The sequence below is a fragment of the Bacillus sp. CH_70 genome, assembly GCF_038007045.1.
GTDB classification, from domain to species: domain Bacteria; phylum Bacillota; class Bacilli; order Bacillales; family Bacillaceae_G; genus Bacillus_A; species Bacillus_A cereus.
The window spans coordinates 84,581-103,133 of record NZ_JBBOWL010000002.1; the positions used below are offsets into that span (position 1 = coordinate 84,581).

Consider the following 18,553-nt stretch of genomic DNA (forward strand, 5'->3'; position numbering starts at 1 on the left):
CTAACAAAGAATTCTCAAATTCTTTGTAATTAAAGACGGTTACTTTTTTTAATATTTTCATAGTCTATATATCCGCACTTCTTAGAAAATAAAAAAGACAAGGAACTGACCCTCGTCTCTTTCATAACTGCCGTTAATTTTTCTCTTCATATTCGATTACCATAACCAAAAGCGGTTGGCCTTGTTCACGTTCCATGAACCCGCTCGGAGTTATTTTTTTAACTATTTTTCCATGATTATCACAATACTTCAAAAAACCATTCACTTCATCATCAATTCTTAATGCATCAGCAATAACAGTTCTAATTTGATAGCGATAGGTAAAACTTTGAAGTTATCTCCATCTTTCCCCCCGCTTCACACCGTACGTGCGACTTTCACCGCATACGGCGTTCCAACATTATATAAGTCTGGTTTCTCCTAAATCATAAACATTCTGTTGTTATATGCCTTTTTAAATCAAAATAACGAAAATTCCATCACAAACTTTAGGTTTAGATACAGATTTCTTCATTTTCGGCTAGCTTGCGCAATCTATTTAGTTTCAGTAGTTGTTTTTTATTTAAGTTTAATGTTTGAAGAAGTCTATCTATTGTTTCTTGTTTTGTCGCATGTATTAGCCTGTGAACGTCCGATTTGATAAGAATTAGATTTTGATAACTATCATCATGTGTTTTACTCCATAGTTTCTTATGGTGACATTGCATATCAGTTAGGTCCAGTTTTTCACCCGTTACTCCACATTTCCCATTTTGAGCGACAAAAAGGGAGATACGATTATCATTAAGCTCAATCGTTGCCCTGCTCGAGAGAATAGGGTGTTCCCTTAGCCATTTAAGTTCTTTCTCTGAGACAATTTTTAAACTCGCATGAATAAGCTTGCGCCCTTCTTCCGTATACTTATTGACAGCTTGTCGTTTCATCATAGGATTTCGGTGTTTAATAGCTGACACAGGGACAATTGGTACCTTCATTAAGTATCGTAATGCTTTTGATTTTAGGTATGGCTTCAATCCCTTATCTTTCCCATTATATTCACCCATATTTGTGAAACCATTGGAGTTCTTCTTATCTTGCATTTTTGCTTTAGGAAAACGATTATACATTTGTTTGGTTAATTCAAAGCCCATTCTTTTAAGATCAAGGCTGATATGTGTCGCAATGTTATAATAGTTGTGCATTCCGATAACCATACTATTGTATTTTCCGATTTCCTTTATACAGTTCATGCTATTCGGTGATTTCTGCATTTTCCTAATTTGCTCACTTAATTTTGCTCTTAGTGCTTTTAGTGCTTTTAGTGCTTTTAGTGCCTTTGGTGCGATATGAGTTTTTGCCACATATTTTGTAACGCTTTGACGTTTACCTTTCTTGACAGCTTTCAGCGTGAATCCTAAAAACTCACTTGATTGCTTTTTCAAGTTTGTTACCTTCGATTTTTCTTCTGAGATAGGTAATTTTAGGCGTTTTCCCAACCACACTTTGCTTGCCATAAAGATTTTATAGGCATTGCTTTTTGTGTTTGTGAAGATTTTAAAATCGTCAGCATAGCGAACAATATACATCGGCTTTAAATTAGAATTTTTCGCTAGACAGCTGGTTACACTGTCATTGCTCCAAATTCCATCTTTCATTCGCGGTTTTACTTTCTTTGCTGAAAAAGTCTCCCACTGGTTGCTTATCCACCAGTCAAATTCATTTAAATTAATATTTGCTAATAGAGGGCTGAGAATACCTCCTTGTGGGGTTCCTTTCAGTGGGTGCATTACTTTTCCATTTGGCATTAGCACTGGCGCTTTTAATATCTTGCGGATAATTACGAGAAGTTGTTTATCACGAATACCTAGTGTCCATAACTGGCGTATAAGTTTCGCATGATTTACTTCATCGAAAAAACCTTTGATATCAACATCTACCACTTGCGTTAGTCCTTGTATGTTAATTTTTTTTGTTGCATCGGCTATTGCATTTTCGGCACTTCGGTTAGGGCGAAATCCATAACTTCTAGTGTGAAAATTCGCCTCACAGATTGGCTCAAGAACTTGAAGGATACATTGTTGTATTAGTCTGTCCCAAAAGGATGGTATACCCAGAGGTCTTGTTTCTCCGTTCGGTTTTGGGATTTCCTTTCTACGTACCACTCGTGGTTGGTAATTGTTAAAGCGTTGTTTTACAAAATTAATGAGCATTTCTTGTGTCATTTTCGCTACTTCTCGTATGGTTACTTTGTCCATGGATGATGTTTTGCTTCCCTTATTTCGCTTGATGTTACGGTAAGCCAAGAGAATATTTTCCTCTGCGGTAATGTAACGCATTAGATTTCGGAAGTTTTGTTTGTTTTTTGCCTTCTGATAAAGTTCATCAAAACTTTCCGTCATACCATAGTATTCCGAATGTCTAATCTTTTTGTCTTTTAGCATATATTCCACAGATTGTTTATTCATGGTCTATCACTTCCCTTCATAGTTCCGTGACCTTTTTCGTCATACCAGAACCCATGCTAGGATTTAGTGAAACCACATTTTCCCTTATATAATGTCTACTGGCTGTTCCTCCTTCCCTCATTACAAGGGATATCGTCAGTCGTGCCAGCACTCTCACTTTCGGTTAAGTAGCTTATTTCCCTATTGGGTTTCGTCTACAGGCAGGGTGCCCCCTTTTGTTTAATCGCCCGAAAGCTTTCGACGTTCCATTCAGACTATCATTTGCCGATTTAGGTGCTTGCTCTACTCCGTGTCTAGCTCCGTTGCCTATAACAACGTTAGGATTAGGGCAATGTTAAATACCTTTCTTTCCATTAGACAAATCATATTTTCAGACCCGATACATTTCTGTACCGTATTATTATCGAAGCGTACATTCGCAAGTTCGTCAGTGGTTTACCACATTCTCACCATGTCGGTTGACAGCATACAATACTTGAACAATCCCTTCGGGTTTATTACTCCCATAGGCTTTCGGTTATCCTTATCGGACACTTCGGTTCGTGATTGCATATTTTATCCGGCTTTCCACATCTATACATGCCTGTATAATGCGGGTGGAAATCTCACTGGATAAGTTTCAGGGCGTTACTCCATCATTCCTTATCTCGTCTGAATAGTTATCCTACTCATTTTGGTTATTAAACCTTAGAGTAGTCCTCTCTGTCGCTTATGCCCGCGCATTACTTATGAGAGAACGTCTCGCACCAACATAATAAATCCCTCCAAATAATTTTTTATTTTAAATATGTAATCTCAGAAATTCGAAATCCATCTATTTCTGGTGCATATTTAAATTCCAGGATTAAGTCGTTTTGTTTTACCAAAAACAATCCTTTTTTTACTTTTGTAACTGTTCTTGATTTTTCATAAATAAATAGAATTGCCTTACTTTTATAAGTAACTTTGTAGTTCTTATTTGTACTAAAATAGTCTGATGTAAATTCATCAGCTAATTCTGCAGTAGTTACATGATTTCCTAAAAACATTTCTAGTTCTTTTTTATTTTGATAAATGGTTAAGTGGCCGTTCTTATCAATATCATCAAATATTAATTTGAATTGCCCTCCTAAGTCATTAATCACATTTTGTGATAATTCATCTTCAAACAAATAATCGTATTGAATTTTTTGTTTCAAATCTTCTACTTTGATTGGAGTTAAAGCATCTGTTTGAGGTTCATCCTTTCACAATGTGATGTTCTCCAAAAAACGCAAAAAAGCCCTTTTCGGAGTTATATTTAAAAAGAAAGTAAAAGTAAAAAACTTAAACTATCTTTGAAAATCGAAACCCCGAAAGGGCTATAGTGGTTATAGATATAAAAAATTGAAATTTAAAAAAGGTATACTTAATTTTAACAAATTGCATCTATAAAAACAACAATATTCAGAATATTTAATCCATTGATTTTATGTTATGATGAATATTATTAACCCTCAGATTGGAGTTTGATTTACAATTGAAAAAACGTCTAATTTCTGTTTTTCCAATATTAATATTTATAATTGGCGTTACCTTACTTTTACTAAGACAGTTCGTTTTTTTCCATATAAGGTTTCTGGAGTCTCTATGGAAAATACCTTATTTAATAATGACAAGGTTTTAATTAATCACCTCACCCATTCAATAGACGATCTGCAAAGATTTGATATAGTTGTTGTTAATCCCCACCTAGAAAACACTTCTAATAATAAAACAATTATAAAAAGAGTAATTGGTTTACCTGGAGATACAATAGAATATAAATCACAGCAGCTTTATATAAATGGACTTGTGGTAAAAGGTCTATACGCAAAAGGTAATACAGCTGATTTTTCATTAAAAAGTATTTACGGTTTCGATAAGGTTCCGAATGATACAATTTTTGTATTAGGAGATAATCGCGAAGAAAGCTTAGACAGTAGATTTAAAGAAATAGGATTTATATCTTTGAATGATATTGAAGGTAAGGTAATTTTACGCTATAAACCATTAAATAAATTTATGAAATTTTAATACAATTAATTAAACATATAAAAAAGGTTCAACTGTAGGACAGTCGGACCTTTTTACAATATGATTTTGATTAGTTAAGTTCGACTGTTGAACTACTCCCACTTTCACTTCGTTTAGAAGTGAGGGATTACTAAGTAAAGAGTTCTATCGAACTCTAGTTGATTAGGCTAACCCCGCAGTCCTTGCGGTTAGAAGCCTTATCGCTTCATTCTTTATATTGATACTTGCGTTAATATCCCTATCATGGTGTGTACAACAAGAAGGACAGTCCCATTCACGTAGGTTTAAATTTTTAACGTCTTTATTTTGATATCCACAACAAGAACATAATTGGCTGGAAGGAAATGTTTTCGATACGACAATGACTTGTTTGCCATACCATTTTGCTTTATATTCCAACATAGTTCGAAATTGTGACCATGATACCTCACTAATTGCTTTTGCTAACTTATGATTCTTTAACATATTCAATACTTGCAAATCCTCTATACCGATCACATCGTGGTTTTTGATGATGTCAGTTGAGATTTTATCCAAGTAATCTTTTCTAGCATTTGATATGTATTCATGAATTCTAGCTAACTTGACTCGTTGTTTATTCCAGCGAGAAGATCCTTTCATTCTTCTAGAAAGAACACGCTGTGCTTTCGCCAACTTATCTTCCAATGATCGGAAAAACTTCGGATTTTTATAGGGTTTTCCATCTGACAAAATAGCGAAATCTTTTAGTCCTACATCTATTCCAATGTAAGAATGTGTTTTCGGAAGTTCTTGTACTGTTTCAACTAATAGTGACACAAAATATCTACCAGAAGGGTTTCGTCTAACAGTCGCATTTACAATACGTCCCTCTACTTCGCGACTTTTGGCAAATCGAACAAGGCCTAGTTTCGGCAACTTTATTTTGTTCCCTACAACGGCAATATTTTCATTTGTTTGTTTTGTGGTATAAGATTGTACGTTATTCTTCTTGGATTTGAAACGCGGGGCACTATTTTGTTTTTTGAAAAAGCGTATATAGGCATCCGCAAGGTTGCGAACAGACGACTGAATCGCAATACTATCCACTTCTTTGAGCCAAACAAACTCTTTCTTCATGGCAGGAAGTTTGGCAGAGCATGTACCATATGTTAAACCTTTTCCAGTCTCTTTGTATGCGTAATCCCATAGGGATAGGAAGTGATTGAATACAAAGCGAGAACAACCTATTGTTTTGTTAATTAGAATTGTTTGTGCTTGATTTGGATAGATACGAAACTTATAGGCTTTATTAATTATCATTTGATTCACCTCCATTTCGGTGGATAGTGAAGTAACACTTTATGTATGTCGAACAATTAAGATGGCTTTCTGCCATCCCTTGTTCGAAGCCAATTCATCTCCCACCTACTCACTTCTTGTTCCTTGAAGAAGGAGTCTTCTTGGCTAAAATGATAAAAAACTTATAGATGAACCTTCTAAAATCTTCGCTATTATAAATTTCCGCTAAAATCTTATTTAGCTACATCATTAGAATTTGATGCAAGTAATCCATTATCCTGCTCTTTAGAAGTTGTTCCTGCATTTTTCTGTTTTGGCTTTTGTTCTGGTTTCTGCTCTGGCTTTTCTTTCTCAAGAACTACCACATTAACTGTTTCAGTTGAGCTGTTTCCTGCCTTATCAGTTGCCATTACTTGAACTGATATTGTACCTGGCTTACTTGTATCATACGCTCCCACTGTTACTACTGGATTTGAATCTTTATTATCTTTTACACTCACTAAACTTCCTGGACTCAATTTATCTCCTACATGTACGGTTACACCTTGTTTTGGTGTTATTACTGGTGCTTCCGTATCCTTCTCTTCTTCCTTTTCTACTACTTTTACTGTTACCGTTGCAGTTGAGCTGTTATCCGCCTTATCAGTTGCTGTTACTTGAACTGATATTGTATCCGGCTTACTTGTATCATACGCTCCCACTGTTACTACTGGATTTGAATCTTTATTATCTTTTACACTCACTAAACTTTCAGGACTTAATTTATCCCCTACATGTACGGTTACACCTTGTTTTACTGTAATTACTGGCGCTTCTGTATCTTTCTCCTCTTCTTTCTCGACTACGGTGACAGTTACCGTTGCAATTGAGCTGTTACCCACATTATCAGTTGCTGTTACTTGAACTGATATTATACCCGGCTTACTTGTATCATACGCTCCCACTGTTACTACTGGGTTTGGATCTTTATTATCTTTTACTTCTACTAAATCACCTGCATTTAAGCTATCTCCTACATGTACAGTTACACCTTCTTTTACTGTAATTACCGGTGCTTCTGTATCTTTCTCCTCTTCTTTCTCGACTACGGTGACAGTTACTGTTGTACTTGAGCTATTTCCTGATGCATCTGTTGCCGTTACTGTTACTTGGATTTCTCCTGCTTTACTTGTATCGTACTCTCCCATCGATACTACTGGATTTGGATCTTTATTATCTCTTACTTCTACCAAGTCTCCTACATTTAAACTATCTCCTACATACACTGTCACACCTTGCTTCGCTGTAATTACTGGTGCTTCTGTATCTCTTTCTTCTTTTTCGACTACGTTGACAGTTACTGTTGTACTTGAGCTATTTCCTGATGCATCTGTTGCCGTTACTGTTACTTGAATTTCCCCTGCCTTACTTGTATCGTACGCTCCTACTGTTACTACTGGGTTTGGGTCTTTATTATCTTTTACTTCTACTAAATCACTTGCATTTAAACTATCTCCTACATGTACAGTTACACCTTGCTTTGCTGTAATTACTGGTGACACTGTATCCTTTTCTGGTTTTGTTGTACCACCATCATTACCATCTCCGCCTGTCGGTGGTTTTGTACCGCCTCCACCATCGTTACCATCTCCGCCTGTCGGTGGTTTTGTACCGCCTCCACCATCGTTACCATCTCCGCCTGTCGGTGGTTTTGTACCGCCTCCACCATCATTACCATCTCCGCCTGTTGGTGGTTTTGTACCGCCTCCACCATCGTTACCATCTCCGCCTGTTGGTGGTTTTGTGCTACCTCCATTATTACCTTCACCACCAGTTGGCGGTTTCACTTCCCCGCCACTTGTATCACCAGAAGTTGGTGGTTTTTTATCAATATTAATTGGAGGTATTGAGTTATCTGCAATAGCAACCCCATCATTGATATTTAAATCGCCACCAAATACAAAGTTCTTACTATCCTTATTATCCGAAACAGAAGGATTGTTTGTTGCTGATGCTATTGAAGTATTTAAATCTGAAAAACGATTATTTGATTTATCACCGTCAATAACTGATGCTAGATTTCTATCTGAATTTATAGCCGCGGTAGCAATTGAATCAGTTAAATCATCAAATTTCTTTTTAGTTTTGTTATTTTCAATGATTCCGGCTAAATTTTGATCAGAGCTACGTTTTGCATTATCAATGATTTCATCAAAATCGTTAGTATTTAAATTTTCATTCGTTTCATTCTTACTTTCATCTTTTTTCTCATCTTTCTTCTTTTCTTTTTCAGTATCTTTTTTCTTTTTAGATACTGATGCTGTTTTGGTGCTCTTTTTTTCCGAAGAAAACAGCGAGCAGCCTGAAACTACCCCAACACTTAAGGTAGTAGCAGTAGTTGCAAGTAAAACTTTCTTGAAGATTTTTGAATAATCTAAAGGCACAATCAATTCCTCCCCATTACTTAACCTGCACTTATAGTTGCAACAGATGTAGCAGAACTATTGGGTACAGAATTATTAATTTTTTCAAGTAAATCTTTATTTCCAACCTTTTGAGCAAACTTTTTAGCTTCCTCAGATTTATTTAATTTCAAATAACTATTAACAATCATTCCTTCTCTTCTACCATCTAGTGGCACTTGATCTCTTAACTTGATAACTTCTTCATGTTTGTTATCTAACGCAGCAATTTCAAAATTAATTAGTGAATTTTTAGTTTTAAGTTCTTTTACCTTTTTCAAGTTATCAACAGCTATATAATATGAAACTACTGATTCTGCAAAATCTTGCTCTAAGTCAATAGCCTTTTGTGCTTTACCGCTTAAAAGATAAGTAAATAAAACTGCCTTTTTATCTTCTTTTCCTAATTTTTTATAATCAACTTTATCAAATTCCAAGGCAGCATCTTGATATTTTTGAACTGCAGATAACCTTAATCCATTTATTAAATTCACATTAACTTCTAAACTATTTACATTATTTGCAGATGCAGCCTGTGAATTCTTCAAATTACTAAAGGCAAAACCTGCTACTACTAATAAAACAATCGATGCGACTCCTATAATAGCGTACTTATATTTTTTCATATTATTTAAGATTCCTTTTTTATCGATTACTACTTTCTCTTCTTGTTCAAATTTTGTTTCATTTGGTAGATCTCTTTCCTTATTTAAATTAATCTCATCACTTTCTGGTTCATTTTTAGCTACTACTATTTTTTGTATCTGTTGTGCTTCTTTTATTTTCTTTTCTTCCTCTAATCTTCTTTTTCTTACTTCTTCAAGTTTTCTCTCTTCTTCCTTCCGTCGAGCTTCTACCTCTTTTCTTGCTTCTTCTTCGGCCCTTCTATGCGCTTCTGCTTCTGCTCGTTTTCTTGCTTCTTCCTCTGCTTTTCTACGCGCTTCCGCTTCTGCCTGGTTTCTTGCTTCTTCTTCGGCTCTTCTACGCGCTTCTGCTTCTGCTCGTTTTCTTGCTTCTTCCTCTGCTTTTCTACGCGCTTCCGCTTCTTCCTGGTTTCTCGCTTCTTCCTCTGCTTTTCTACGCGCTTCCGCTTCTTCCTGGTTTCTCGCTTCTTTCTCTGCTTTTCTACGCGCTTCCGCTTCTTCACGTTTCCTTGCTTCTTCCTCTGCTTTTCTACGCGCTTCCGCTTCTTCACGTTTCCTTGCTTCTTCTTCTGCCTTTCTACGTGCTTCCGCTTCTGCTCGTTTTCTTGCTTCTTCTTCTGCCTTTCTACGTGCTTCTACTTCTTCACGTTCCCTTGCTTCTTCTATTTTTAAATCATTTTCAGAAGTGCCTGCCTGTTTTTGAATTGTAGTGATCCAATCAAGAGCTGGGTTACTATTTGAAGGTTCATTTTTAGGTGAATTTACATTTACACTTTCTTCACGTTGGTTCCGCGGTTGTTCTGAATGCTCTTGTGGTATTTGCTCACTTATTGTATCTTTATAGACATCCTCATATTGTTCTTCTTCCTCTGCTAGTAATCGCTCACGTCGTTCTTTTTCTTGTCTAATCCTTTCTTTAATTACGTTTCTTTTTCTATTATTATGCATATAACAACAATGGCCTCCTTTCTATTGGTACCTCATAAATGAGAGTAATTAAATTATTTATCCTTCATAATTAATCATGAGATATTTCTATAGAAAAACTAAGGAAAAATAAAGATAATATTATTTTTTTAAGCATGATAAATAAAAAAGGATAAACAGGTAGCACCCATTTATCCTTCTTTTTATTTTACATCTATTGAGTTTTTAGTACATGTTATCCCCTTAACACACCCCTTTTTTAAAATTTTCAGACAGAAAAAGGATACAACACGCTCGTTATACTGTATATTCTGATGAATACAAAAATATATTTTCACACCATATTAAGTTCATCCATTACTTTCAACTTTTCATGTAATAGATTAAAAATTTCTTCTTTATAGTCACATTTCTTCAATTTTTTAATTGCTTCATCCTTTATTTGTGACACTCTTTCAGTTGTTATCATAAGTGCTTTTGCAATTTCTTTATGCAAATATACTTTACCATCTAGAAGACCAAAACATAGATTTAGTACCATCTTTTGCTTTGGGTTTAATACTTCATCAAATATTAACCATATCTCGTAATTTAAGTCTTCAATTACCATCTCATTTGTTGACGGAATTGCTGAACTATCATCATAGAATGGATTTAATATACCTATATCTTCATTTATTGTATCTACATCCAAAGTAATAGTAGTAGCTCGCTTATAATATACGTTGTGCTTAATGACTGTTTCGCTAGTTACATTTAACTCTTTTGCTACTTCTTCCACTGAAGGGGTTCTGTTGTACATTTGTAGATATTTATCTTCTAACTCGACATATCTTAAATTAAATTGATTCACATAATTAGGGATTTTAAAAGATCCGGACTTTTTTTTACATATAATTCCTAACATACTTTTTTGTATCCACCAAAAAGCGTACGTGGAAAAGCAATACCCTAATGCCGGATTAAAATCTTCCATTGCCCGTAACATTCCCTCATTACCTTCTTGGACCAGATCATCAAACTCTATATCAGGGTGCTTGTTTTTGTACTTTCTTGCAATAGATAATACTAGTCCTACATTCACATGAAACAAATAATCACGTAGATCCTTTTCACCATGTTTGTACCGCTGAAATAATTTTAAACTTTCTTGTTTTGATAGTACCTTATAATTCCCAATTTCCTTAATTTCAAAAGTGTTTTCTTCTAGATTTGCCATTGGCTTAATACTTCTTGCAGTAGAACTTTGTGTTATAGTTTTATCTAATGATTCATCGCGATTCAAGCTACTATATGAATGATTCATACTTATTCCTCCCTTCTCATTTTTAACGAATTGTTTCTAAAAACATCTTTGTCTCCTTTTGTACGTTACTAATCAACTTACAATTCCTTGCACATGTATTGGCAACTTCTTTATGTGCTTTCGTTTTTCTCAATTCTATATAAATATCGCATCCTTTGCAGATGCTACTAATACCTTCCATTATTTCTAATTGTCTTCTTCTCTCATATAAAAACTGCTCTTTTGTTTTCTTCTCGCTTACTCGTCTCCCCATTTGTTTCACCTCGTATACATGAATAGTATTATTTAGTAATTAAAAACTACTATCGGTATTACATAGATACGAAACTTCGCCTTCAAAACTCTTCCAAATTTCTCCTGTATGTATATGATATAGGATTATAACAAAATGTAAAATAAATTATTCTAAAAATTTAAAAAAATTACCGATATATTAAAATACCCATCATTTCCTTATGATTAAACTAATTATATTTATATAAATCTTCATAATCATCAAAGTTTATATATACAATTTAAACCCTTATGACTATCAAGAACACGTATAAAACAATGGATGTATTGTATTCTTCTATACAATACATCCTTCGATTTTATAAAAACCACTCATTCTAGTTATGGTATAGAAAAGTACTTAATCATTTCTAGCCCTTATTAATATATCTCTTAATTTATTTCAAGTGAACTACCCGCCACTTAACGTCCTAACGGACTGTTTGAAGTCGGAGCTTCTCGGTTAGTCGTTACTTTTGGTAGCTAACGAATTCGTCCTAAGACAGCCGAGCTAACTCCCTTGTTCCAAGGGTTATTTTATTGCTATCTATGCTAACGCTAATAGGCGTATTGCTTCATTTTTGATATTGATAGCTGCGTTATAATCTCTATCGAGATTTACACCGCATATACAAGAGTAGACTCGCTCAGACAATGACATACTTTTCACATTTCCACAACTGCTACATGTTTTTGTGGAAGGAAACCATTTGTCTATTTTCACAAGCTGTTTGCCTTGTTCATTTAGTTTATAAGCTAAGAAAGAAGTGAACATACCCCAAGCATTATCAGCAACGCTTTTTCCAAAATGAAGTGCTTGCGATATTCCCTTCATATTTAGACCTTCAATAGCTACAACATCAAAATGAGTAGCTAACTCTTTAGACTTATGATGAAGGAAGTTCTTACGTTGGTTCGCTACTTTTTCATGTAATTTAGCTACACGGATACGTTGTTTATTCCAACGAATAGAATCTTTTGTTCTTCTTGATAATACTCGTTGAGCATTTGCTAATCGGTCTAACATTTCACGATAGAACTTAGGATAATTGGCTCTCTCATCCTCAGAACTGACGTATAATTGATCCATCGCAAAGTCTAATCCAACAACTGTTTCTACTTCTTTTTGTACGATCTCTTTTTCGTATTCAGTCAAAATGGACACATAGTATTTACCAGTAGGTGTCATAGAAATCGTACATGACTTGATTATATGGCCTTGTGGTATTTCTCTATGCTGTTTGATACGTACCATTTTTAGTTTTGGCAATTTGATATGACCGTTAAGCAACATAATATTTCCGTTCACTACATTCGTTGTATAAGACTTTCTGTCTTTTTTGCTTTTGAATGTTGGGAAGTCATTTAGACCACGAAAGAAATTTTTATAGGCAGTTTGCAAGTTTAGTTGAGCATTTGCCAAAGCTAATGAATCCACTTCTTTTAACCACTCAAATTCTGCTTTGTATTTCGCAGGAGTGGGAAGCTTTTGTTTCTTTAGTTGATCCTTATCATCTTTATGTTTTTCATACGCTTCTTTCCGTTCAGCTAACATTCTGTTATACACGAAACGTACACAACCGAAGGTTTTACGCATAAGATGTGCTTGGTCTTTTGTTGGATACAAACGGAATTTATATGCTTTATTCTGCTTTGTCATATCATTTCACCTCACTTTTCACTTTGACTTTCAATATATGTTTTTACTACGTCTATTGGCGAACCACCAGTAGTTAGCAAGCAAAAACTTCTTGCCCAAAACATCTCTTTCCAAAGTTTCTTTTTCACTTGTGGAAAGTCTCTTTTAATAAGTCGAGAACTTGCACTTTTATAAGCATTGATGAATTTTGTCATTTCTGTATTAGGGTGTGCCTTGAACAAAATATGAACATGGTCTACATCATGATTCCATTCAACTAATGTGATGTTATAGTTTTCAGATAATCGAACAAACATATCTTTTGCATAGTCTGACATATCATCATCAAACACATTTCTTCTGTATTTCACGACCAACACAAGGTGATAATACAACAAGAATACTGAATGGTTATTACTATCTAATTTCATTTATATACCAGCCTTTATAATTTATAAGACTGCTTATATCAGAGGCAAAATAAAAAGGAAAACCTTTGGGCTACGCCAAACCGAAATTCATCTCCCACCTACCGTTGGGCTACGCCCTTCACACGCTTGAGGAAGGAGAATTCTTTCGGGAAATTCGTTAAAATAGCGTTTATCTCACTTTCTCTATTGCTGGAATATAATCGTTTAACAGTAAATCATCTAGCCCCTTTCCAAGATTAATATCCCAACTTGCATAATTAATACTTATCCCTTCTTGATAAAGCGCTTGCGCACATTCTAATAACGACCGTTGAACATCTGAATTTGTAATCATATCCATATCTAAAGCGAACGTCGCCTGTTTAACTCCCATTTTTTTTAATGGTTCAATTAATATTCTCCATACTTTAACCCCTGGTATTGATACAACTGTGGTACCATACATTACTTTTTCCTCATTTGTTAGAAGCTCCTCTAAGTTTTCAGCAGAAATATCAGATTTTAGACTCCCTTCTGAAATCCATACATTATCCTTTTTTATTAGTTCTCCACGTTCCAAACTTTTCAACTCTCGACTAGGTACTGCTACATGTATTGGCAATGGGTTCCCAGCTGCTGTTCCATGGAATTTCCCACCTGAGCTGATCCAAATATATTTACTTTCTAACTTTAATTGTACTTCACCTAATTTTTCACCTTCATAATTAATCTCATACCATTCTGTAACATCGATTTTACCTTTAAATATAGACTCTATCTTCCCATTGATTTTATAGGTCACCTCTATAGTATTGGGCTGCTCAATAACTTCTGCCTTAAAGCTTGGTTTATGATTTTTTACAACTGTCATATATTCAGGATTATCAATTCTACATTGAAAACCGCATATCTGATTATATATATTTCTCTGCGGTATTAATAAAGAATCTCTCCTTCCTGCAAACGTAAAATATCTTCCATCCTTTGTTTCTTTTGCATAAAATCCTGGAATTCCAACAATATAGCTTGTTTTCCCCCCTACTTTTTTTATTAGCTCTTTCGTAGTATCCCAAGGTTTAATAGGAAAACTTTTGTAATTTCTAACATTTATTACTTCTCTTGTAATCCTACGTTTTGATCCCATTAACATTTTAATATGTTCATCTCGCACGTCTAAAAATTCTAGGAATAAAGTGTAAATAATATCAAGGTTGTAATCATTTTTCTTCTTATGTTCCTTAATCATCTGATTTTGAGAAAAGTCATATCCCCTTTTTTGATCTTCAGCTATTATATGTAAATAGCCTGCTTCCCCGAATACTGTTTCAGATGAAATTCGTCCACATATTATTTTAGTTTCAGAATCATTAACCATGCACCATCCTTGCTTACCACATATAGGGCACGTTGTTCTATAATATTCAAACCATCTCTCATTACTCCCCTTATTCATGCTTCTTACTGGCCTTAATATTCTACTTGCTGCTAACTTTTCAATTGACATCACATATCTCCTTTCCCCTTGAGCAAATAAAAAAGCCCTTTGGAATACGGAGGTTAAATACCACACAAACGTGTAATTTAATCCGTAACCCGAAGGGCTTCATGTAATCACTAGAAATTTTAAAAATTAACAAGTTATAATAAGAATATACTAAAAATTCTTTATTTAATCTAGAGGTTAATTATAATATTATTAAACTCCACACTATAATTATACATAGGCATCTCACTGCTTAACCCCCTTTGGACCTTTTGAAGCGAGAACTTCTTCGGAATTAGATACTATTTTAGCAATCTATATTTACTAAACTATAAGGGACCTCCTTATTAACCGTTCACTAATGGTTTTCTGCATACTTTTTTTGGTACAGTATAATCTCTACTAACCAATTAATTGCGCTATTAAGCACAATCTTGTTAACCATAATCAGTTTCTTGTAAATAATCATCATAACATTATATTTTGTTTGAAATTAATTAATTCTACCCAAAACCACTTTAGAATAAGGGCTATAAAACAGTCATATAATTATCAATCTCATGTTGATACCAACAGAAAATCAATACATCTCACCTATATTTGACATTGATATATCAACTAAGATTAACATATCAAATGAAGCGCACCAACTTTATCACTAGTATTCACCGGTTAACATCAACATAACATTAACAAGCGATTACTTATCAAAAACGTTTGCACCTATCTAAACTTCAAGATCTATATTAGTTGAACATTAGTCCATTGCAACAGATTGCGCGGAAATAAGTTAATTAATAAACTACCTATAAAAATGTTTCAATGCTAGTAAGACATAAAAAAGAAACACCCTGAAACTATCAATCTCATGTTAATACCGAAGGAAAGATAACTGGTTTTTAACCTTTTCGTTTGTTATTAACATATCAACTGAAATTAACATGTTAACTGACTGTTTTCTTTTGTTATCGATATCGTTTCGAATAAGATTGACATAACATTAACAATAAGGTGTCAAAAAAGAAGAATCATTTATAGCTTTCAAGATTTCAAAATCTATATCGGTTGAAATTTTTCTGCTGCGGCAGTTTTCTCGAAGTGAATCTAGTGACGATCTATCCTAGAAAATGACTCGACACCATCAAAACATAGTTAAAAATTTAATCGGGATAATAAATAATGACAGCATTTTACCCTTTATTTATCATTAACATATAGTCTAAAAACAACACATAGAAAGGAATGCTATCTATATTGTTAATGTCATATCAATAATTTTCATTTAACATTAATATGACATTAACAATTAAGTAGTTCAAATACGCATTAATACAGATCTTGGGTCTTGGCGATCTGTATTAATTATAAATTTATTTACTACAACAGTTTTCTAATGAAAAATCAAAAATACTCTAATAGAACTATAATTGCACATAGAAACTAACAAGAACTCCATACAATTGATAGTTTCTTATTAGTGACACCGAAAAATTAACAGTTTTTCCTTTGTCTATCATTGACATATAACCTGAAATTAACATGTTAAGCGATTGTTTTCTTTTGTTATCGATATTATTCTGATTGATATTGATATAACATTAACAATAAGGTGTCAAAAAGGAGAAGTGTTTATAACTTTCAAGATTTCAAAAACTATATTGGTGATTTTTTTCTTCTGTGGCGGTTTGCTCGAAGCGAATCTAGTGATGATCTATCCTAGAAGTTGTTTTCACACTATCAAAAAATAGTTAAAATTTAATTACAATAACAAATGACGACGGTAATTCAATGCTTTTCAGCCTTTGTTTATCATTGATATATGGTCTAAAGGCGATACGTAGTGAGAAATACTGTCTATATTGTTAATGTTATATCAACAATTTTCGTTAAACATTGATATAACATTAACAATTATGTAGTTGTAATACGCATAGATGCAGATCTTGGATTTTCGAAATTTGCATTAGTTAAAAATTTATCTACCACAACAGGTTTCTATTGAAAAATTAAAAAAGAAAACATCCTAAAAGAAGAAATCATTTGTAATTGATATGTAACCTGAGATTAACATGTTAATAGAGCTAGTTATCTATTAATGGTAGTGTCATATCAACTATCACTCATACGTATTGACATGACATTAACAATCATTGATTCTAAAGTTGAAAATATACATACAAATAGAGTTTTAGATTCTACATCTATTAAAAGGCTTTTTTCTATAGCAAAATTCACTGGATAAATCGGAGAAGATATCATTCTCGAAAGTATTTTGATAGTAACCAAAAACAATAAATCACTTTTTATTAATTCCGATTTAAAAGTGGCAATTGTATGAATCAATTTTGATTATATAGAGATCACTTGTAAGGGGTGATACCCCCTAGAAAAAGTGAGTTTATATTAAACTGCATAAAAGTACTTCAACAACCTATAATAGCCTTCACGTGCATTCTAAAGACCTACTGAAACCAATTAACTATACCGTTCATGGTTTTCTAATATCGAGTATCATAAATTACAATAAATATAGGCCTTTATTTACTATTAGTATGGGCTTTTCGCTTTAGATTTATACATACTTTTTAGTTTTTAAGTCTTTAAGTTTAATGCTATATCCTTATAATTTATTTACAAATCACTAATATTTTCTTATCATTAATATATTGTAGACTAATTTGTTAATTTCATAGCAACAATAATCACTAATAACTAACGGATTATTAACTGGACATTAGCAATAGTTAATCCCAAACCCTTAATTATCAACTTTATGTTAACAAGTGGTACTTTATATATCAATGACACATTTCATGTGAATGTCAATCGATAAAGGTATTGAGGTTTATATCGTCGAAAGACACTTAACATGTCAATCTCACTTTATATGTTAATTCCATTTTGCTATGGCCATTATATTTCAAGGAGGTACAACGATGATTGAACAAGATAACAAAAATACAACTGAACATATGGAGTCAAATAATACAAACTCTAGTCATGAAGATGCTTTTGAAAAAGCTTGGCGAATAACAGAGTTTTCAAAACTAGTAGGCCGACATCATAACACTGTATACAATTGGTTCAATATCCTAGAGGAAAAGGGGTTACACGGAACATTAAGAACCAATAATACAAATGAAAAGCTATATAACACACTGGATTTAGACATAGCTTTATTTATCAAGCTAAAAAGGGATGAAAAGTGGTCGCTAGATGCAATTATTGAGCTTTTACCACATCAATTTGAACTAAGACCAGTTTCTCCAGAAAATCAAACCAGTGAAGTCTCAACCCAATTAAACATGCAGGAAGCTGCAGCGACTATTGAAAAAATAGTAGAGCAAAAGATTCAAATGCATTTACAAAACATTGAATTAGAGTATCAAGGTAAGTTTGAAGATGCTATACGTGCAGTGCTCCCTGAACCAGAAGACCCTGAAATGTTAAAAGAGCGCCAAAGACAAGAAAGACTAGATAATATGATAATTCAACATAGAGCGCGTACAGAATTAAGAAAACAAGCTGAAAGAGAGTGGAGTTCACAACCAGAAGAAACTCGTATTAAAAAAGTTGGTTGGTTTAAAAAAGAGGAAGATCTTGCGAGAAAACAACTTTTCATAGAAAACTATATTGATGAGAACATGATTGAATACATGAAAAATGTAATGAAAACAGAAAAATAAGCCTGG

Annotated in this window: 11 protein-coding genes and 1 pseudogene; 2 read left to right on the forward strand and 10 right to left on the reverse strand. The window is 33.7% G+C overall.

Translation table 11 applies throughout. From position 1 onward, the window contains the following. Positions 1-494: 494 nt before the first annotated feature. Entirely contained in the window at positions 495-2,444 is a 1,950-nt protein-coding gene (ltrA, locus tag N2V79_RS27450; RefSeq protein WP_340720396.1) for a group II intron reverse transcriptase/maturase, read from the reverse strand. Positions 2,445-3,220: 776 nt separating this feature from the next. Continuing rightward, a complete protein-coding gene (locus N2V79_RS27455) occupies positions 3,221-3,622 on the reverse strand; it encodes a peptide ABC transporter ATP-binding protein (RefSeq protein ID WP_340720397.1) in 402 nt (133 codons plus the stop codon). Positions 3,623-3,942: 320 nt separating this feature from the next. Here N2V79_RS27455 and lepB point away from each other — a divergent pair. Further along, a pseudogene (gene lepB / locus N2V79_RS27460) lies at positions 3,943-4,478 on the forward strand (signal peptidase I). Between the two features lie 162 nt (positions 4,479-4,640). Here lepB and tnpB read toward each other — a convergent pair. From tnpB to N2V79_RS27500, 8 genes are all read right to left on the reverse strand, one after another. Beyond that, positions 4,641-5,759 (reverse strand): IS200/IS605 family element RNA-guided endonuclease TnpB, encoded by a 1,119-nt coding sequence (gene tnpB / locus N2V79_RS27465; protein WP_340720398.1) that lies wholly within the window; start codon positions 5,757-5,759, stop codon positions 4,641-4,643. Between the two features lie 212 nt (positions 5,760-5,971). Beyond that, positions 5,972-8,161, reverse strand: a complete 2,190-nt coding sequence (locus tag N2V79_RS27470; RefSeq protein ID WP_340720399.1) for an adhesin — start codon at positions 8,159-8,161, stop codon at positions 5,972-5,974. Between the two features lie 20 nt (positions 8,162-8,181). Beyond that, positions 8,182-9,771 carry a hypothetical protein gene (locus N2V79_RS27475; RefSeq protein WP_340720400.1) on the reverse strand — a complete coding sequence of 530 codons (1,590 nt, stop codon included), beginning with the start codon at positions 9,769-9,771 and terminating at the stop codon, positions 8,182-8,184. Between the two features lie 313 nt (positions 9,772-10,084). Next, the gene (locus N2V79_RS27480; protein WP_001016824.1) at positions 10,085-11,056 is read right to left on the reverse strand and encodes a sigma-70 family RNA polymerase sigma factor; all 972 of its coding nucleotides are present in this window, start codon (positions 11,054-11,056) and stop codon (positions 10,085-10,087) included. 22 nt (positions 11,057-11,078) lie between these two features. Continuing rightward, positions 11,079-11,309 (reverse strand): hypothetical protein, encoded by a 231-nt coding sequence (locus N2V79_RS27485; RefSeq protein WP_000533697.1) that lies wholly within the window; start codon positions 11,307-11,309, stop codon positions 11,079-11,081. 567 nt (positions 11,310-11,876) lie between these two features. Beyond that, a complete protein-coding gene (locus N2V79_RS27490) occupies positions 11,877-12,989 on the reverse strand; it encodes an RNA-guided endonuclease TnpB family protein (RefSeq protein WP_340720401.1) in 1,113 nt (370 codons plus the stop codon). Positions 12,990-13,000: 11 nt separating this feature from the next. Further along, a complete protein-coding gene (tnpA, locus tag N2V79_RS27495) occupies positions 13,001-13,399 on the reverse strand; it encodes an IS200/IS605 family transposase (protein WP_340720402.1) in 399 nt (132 codons plus the stop codon). A gap of 169 nt (positions 13,400-13,568) precedes the next feature. Further along, entirely contained in the window at positions 13,569-14,882 is a 1,314-nt protein-coding gene (locus N2V79_RS27500) for a DUF3854 domain-containing protein (RefSeq protein WP_000021185.1), read from the reverse strand. A gap of 2,915 nt (positions 14,883-17,797) precedes the next feature. Here N2V79_RS27500 and N2V79_RS27505 point away from each other — a divergent pair. Next, positions 17,798-18,547, forward strand: a complete 750-nt coding sequence (locus N2V79_RS27505; RefSeq protein WP_000572415.1) for a MerR family transcriptional regulator — start codon at positions 17,798-17,800, stop codon at positions 18,545-18,547. The last annotated feature ends 6 nt before the right edge of the window (positions 18,548-18,553 follow it).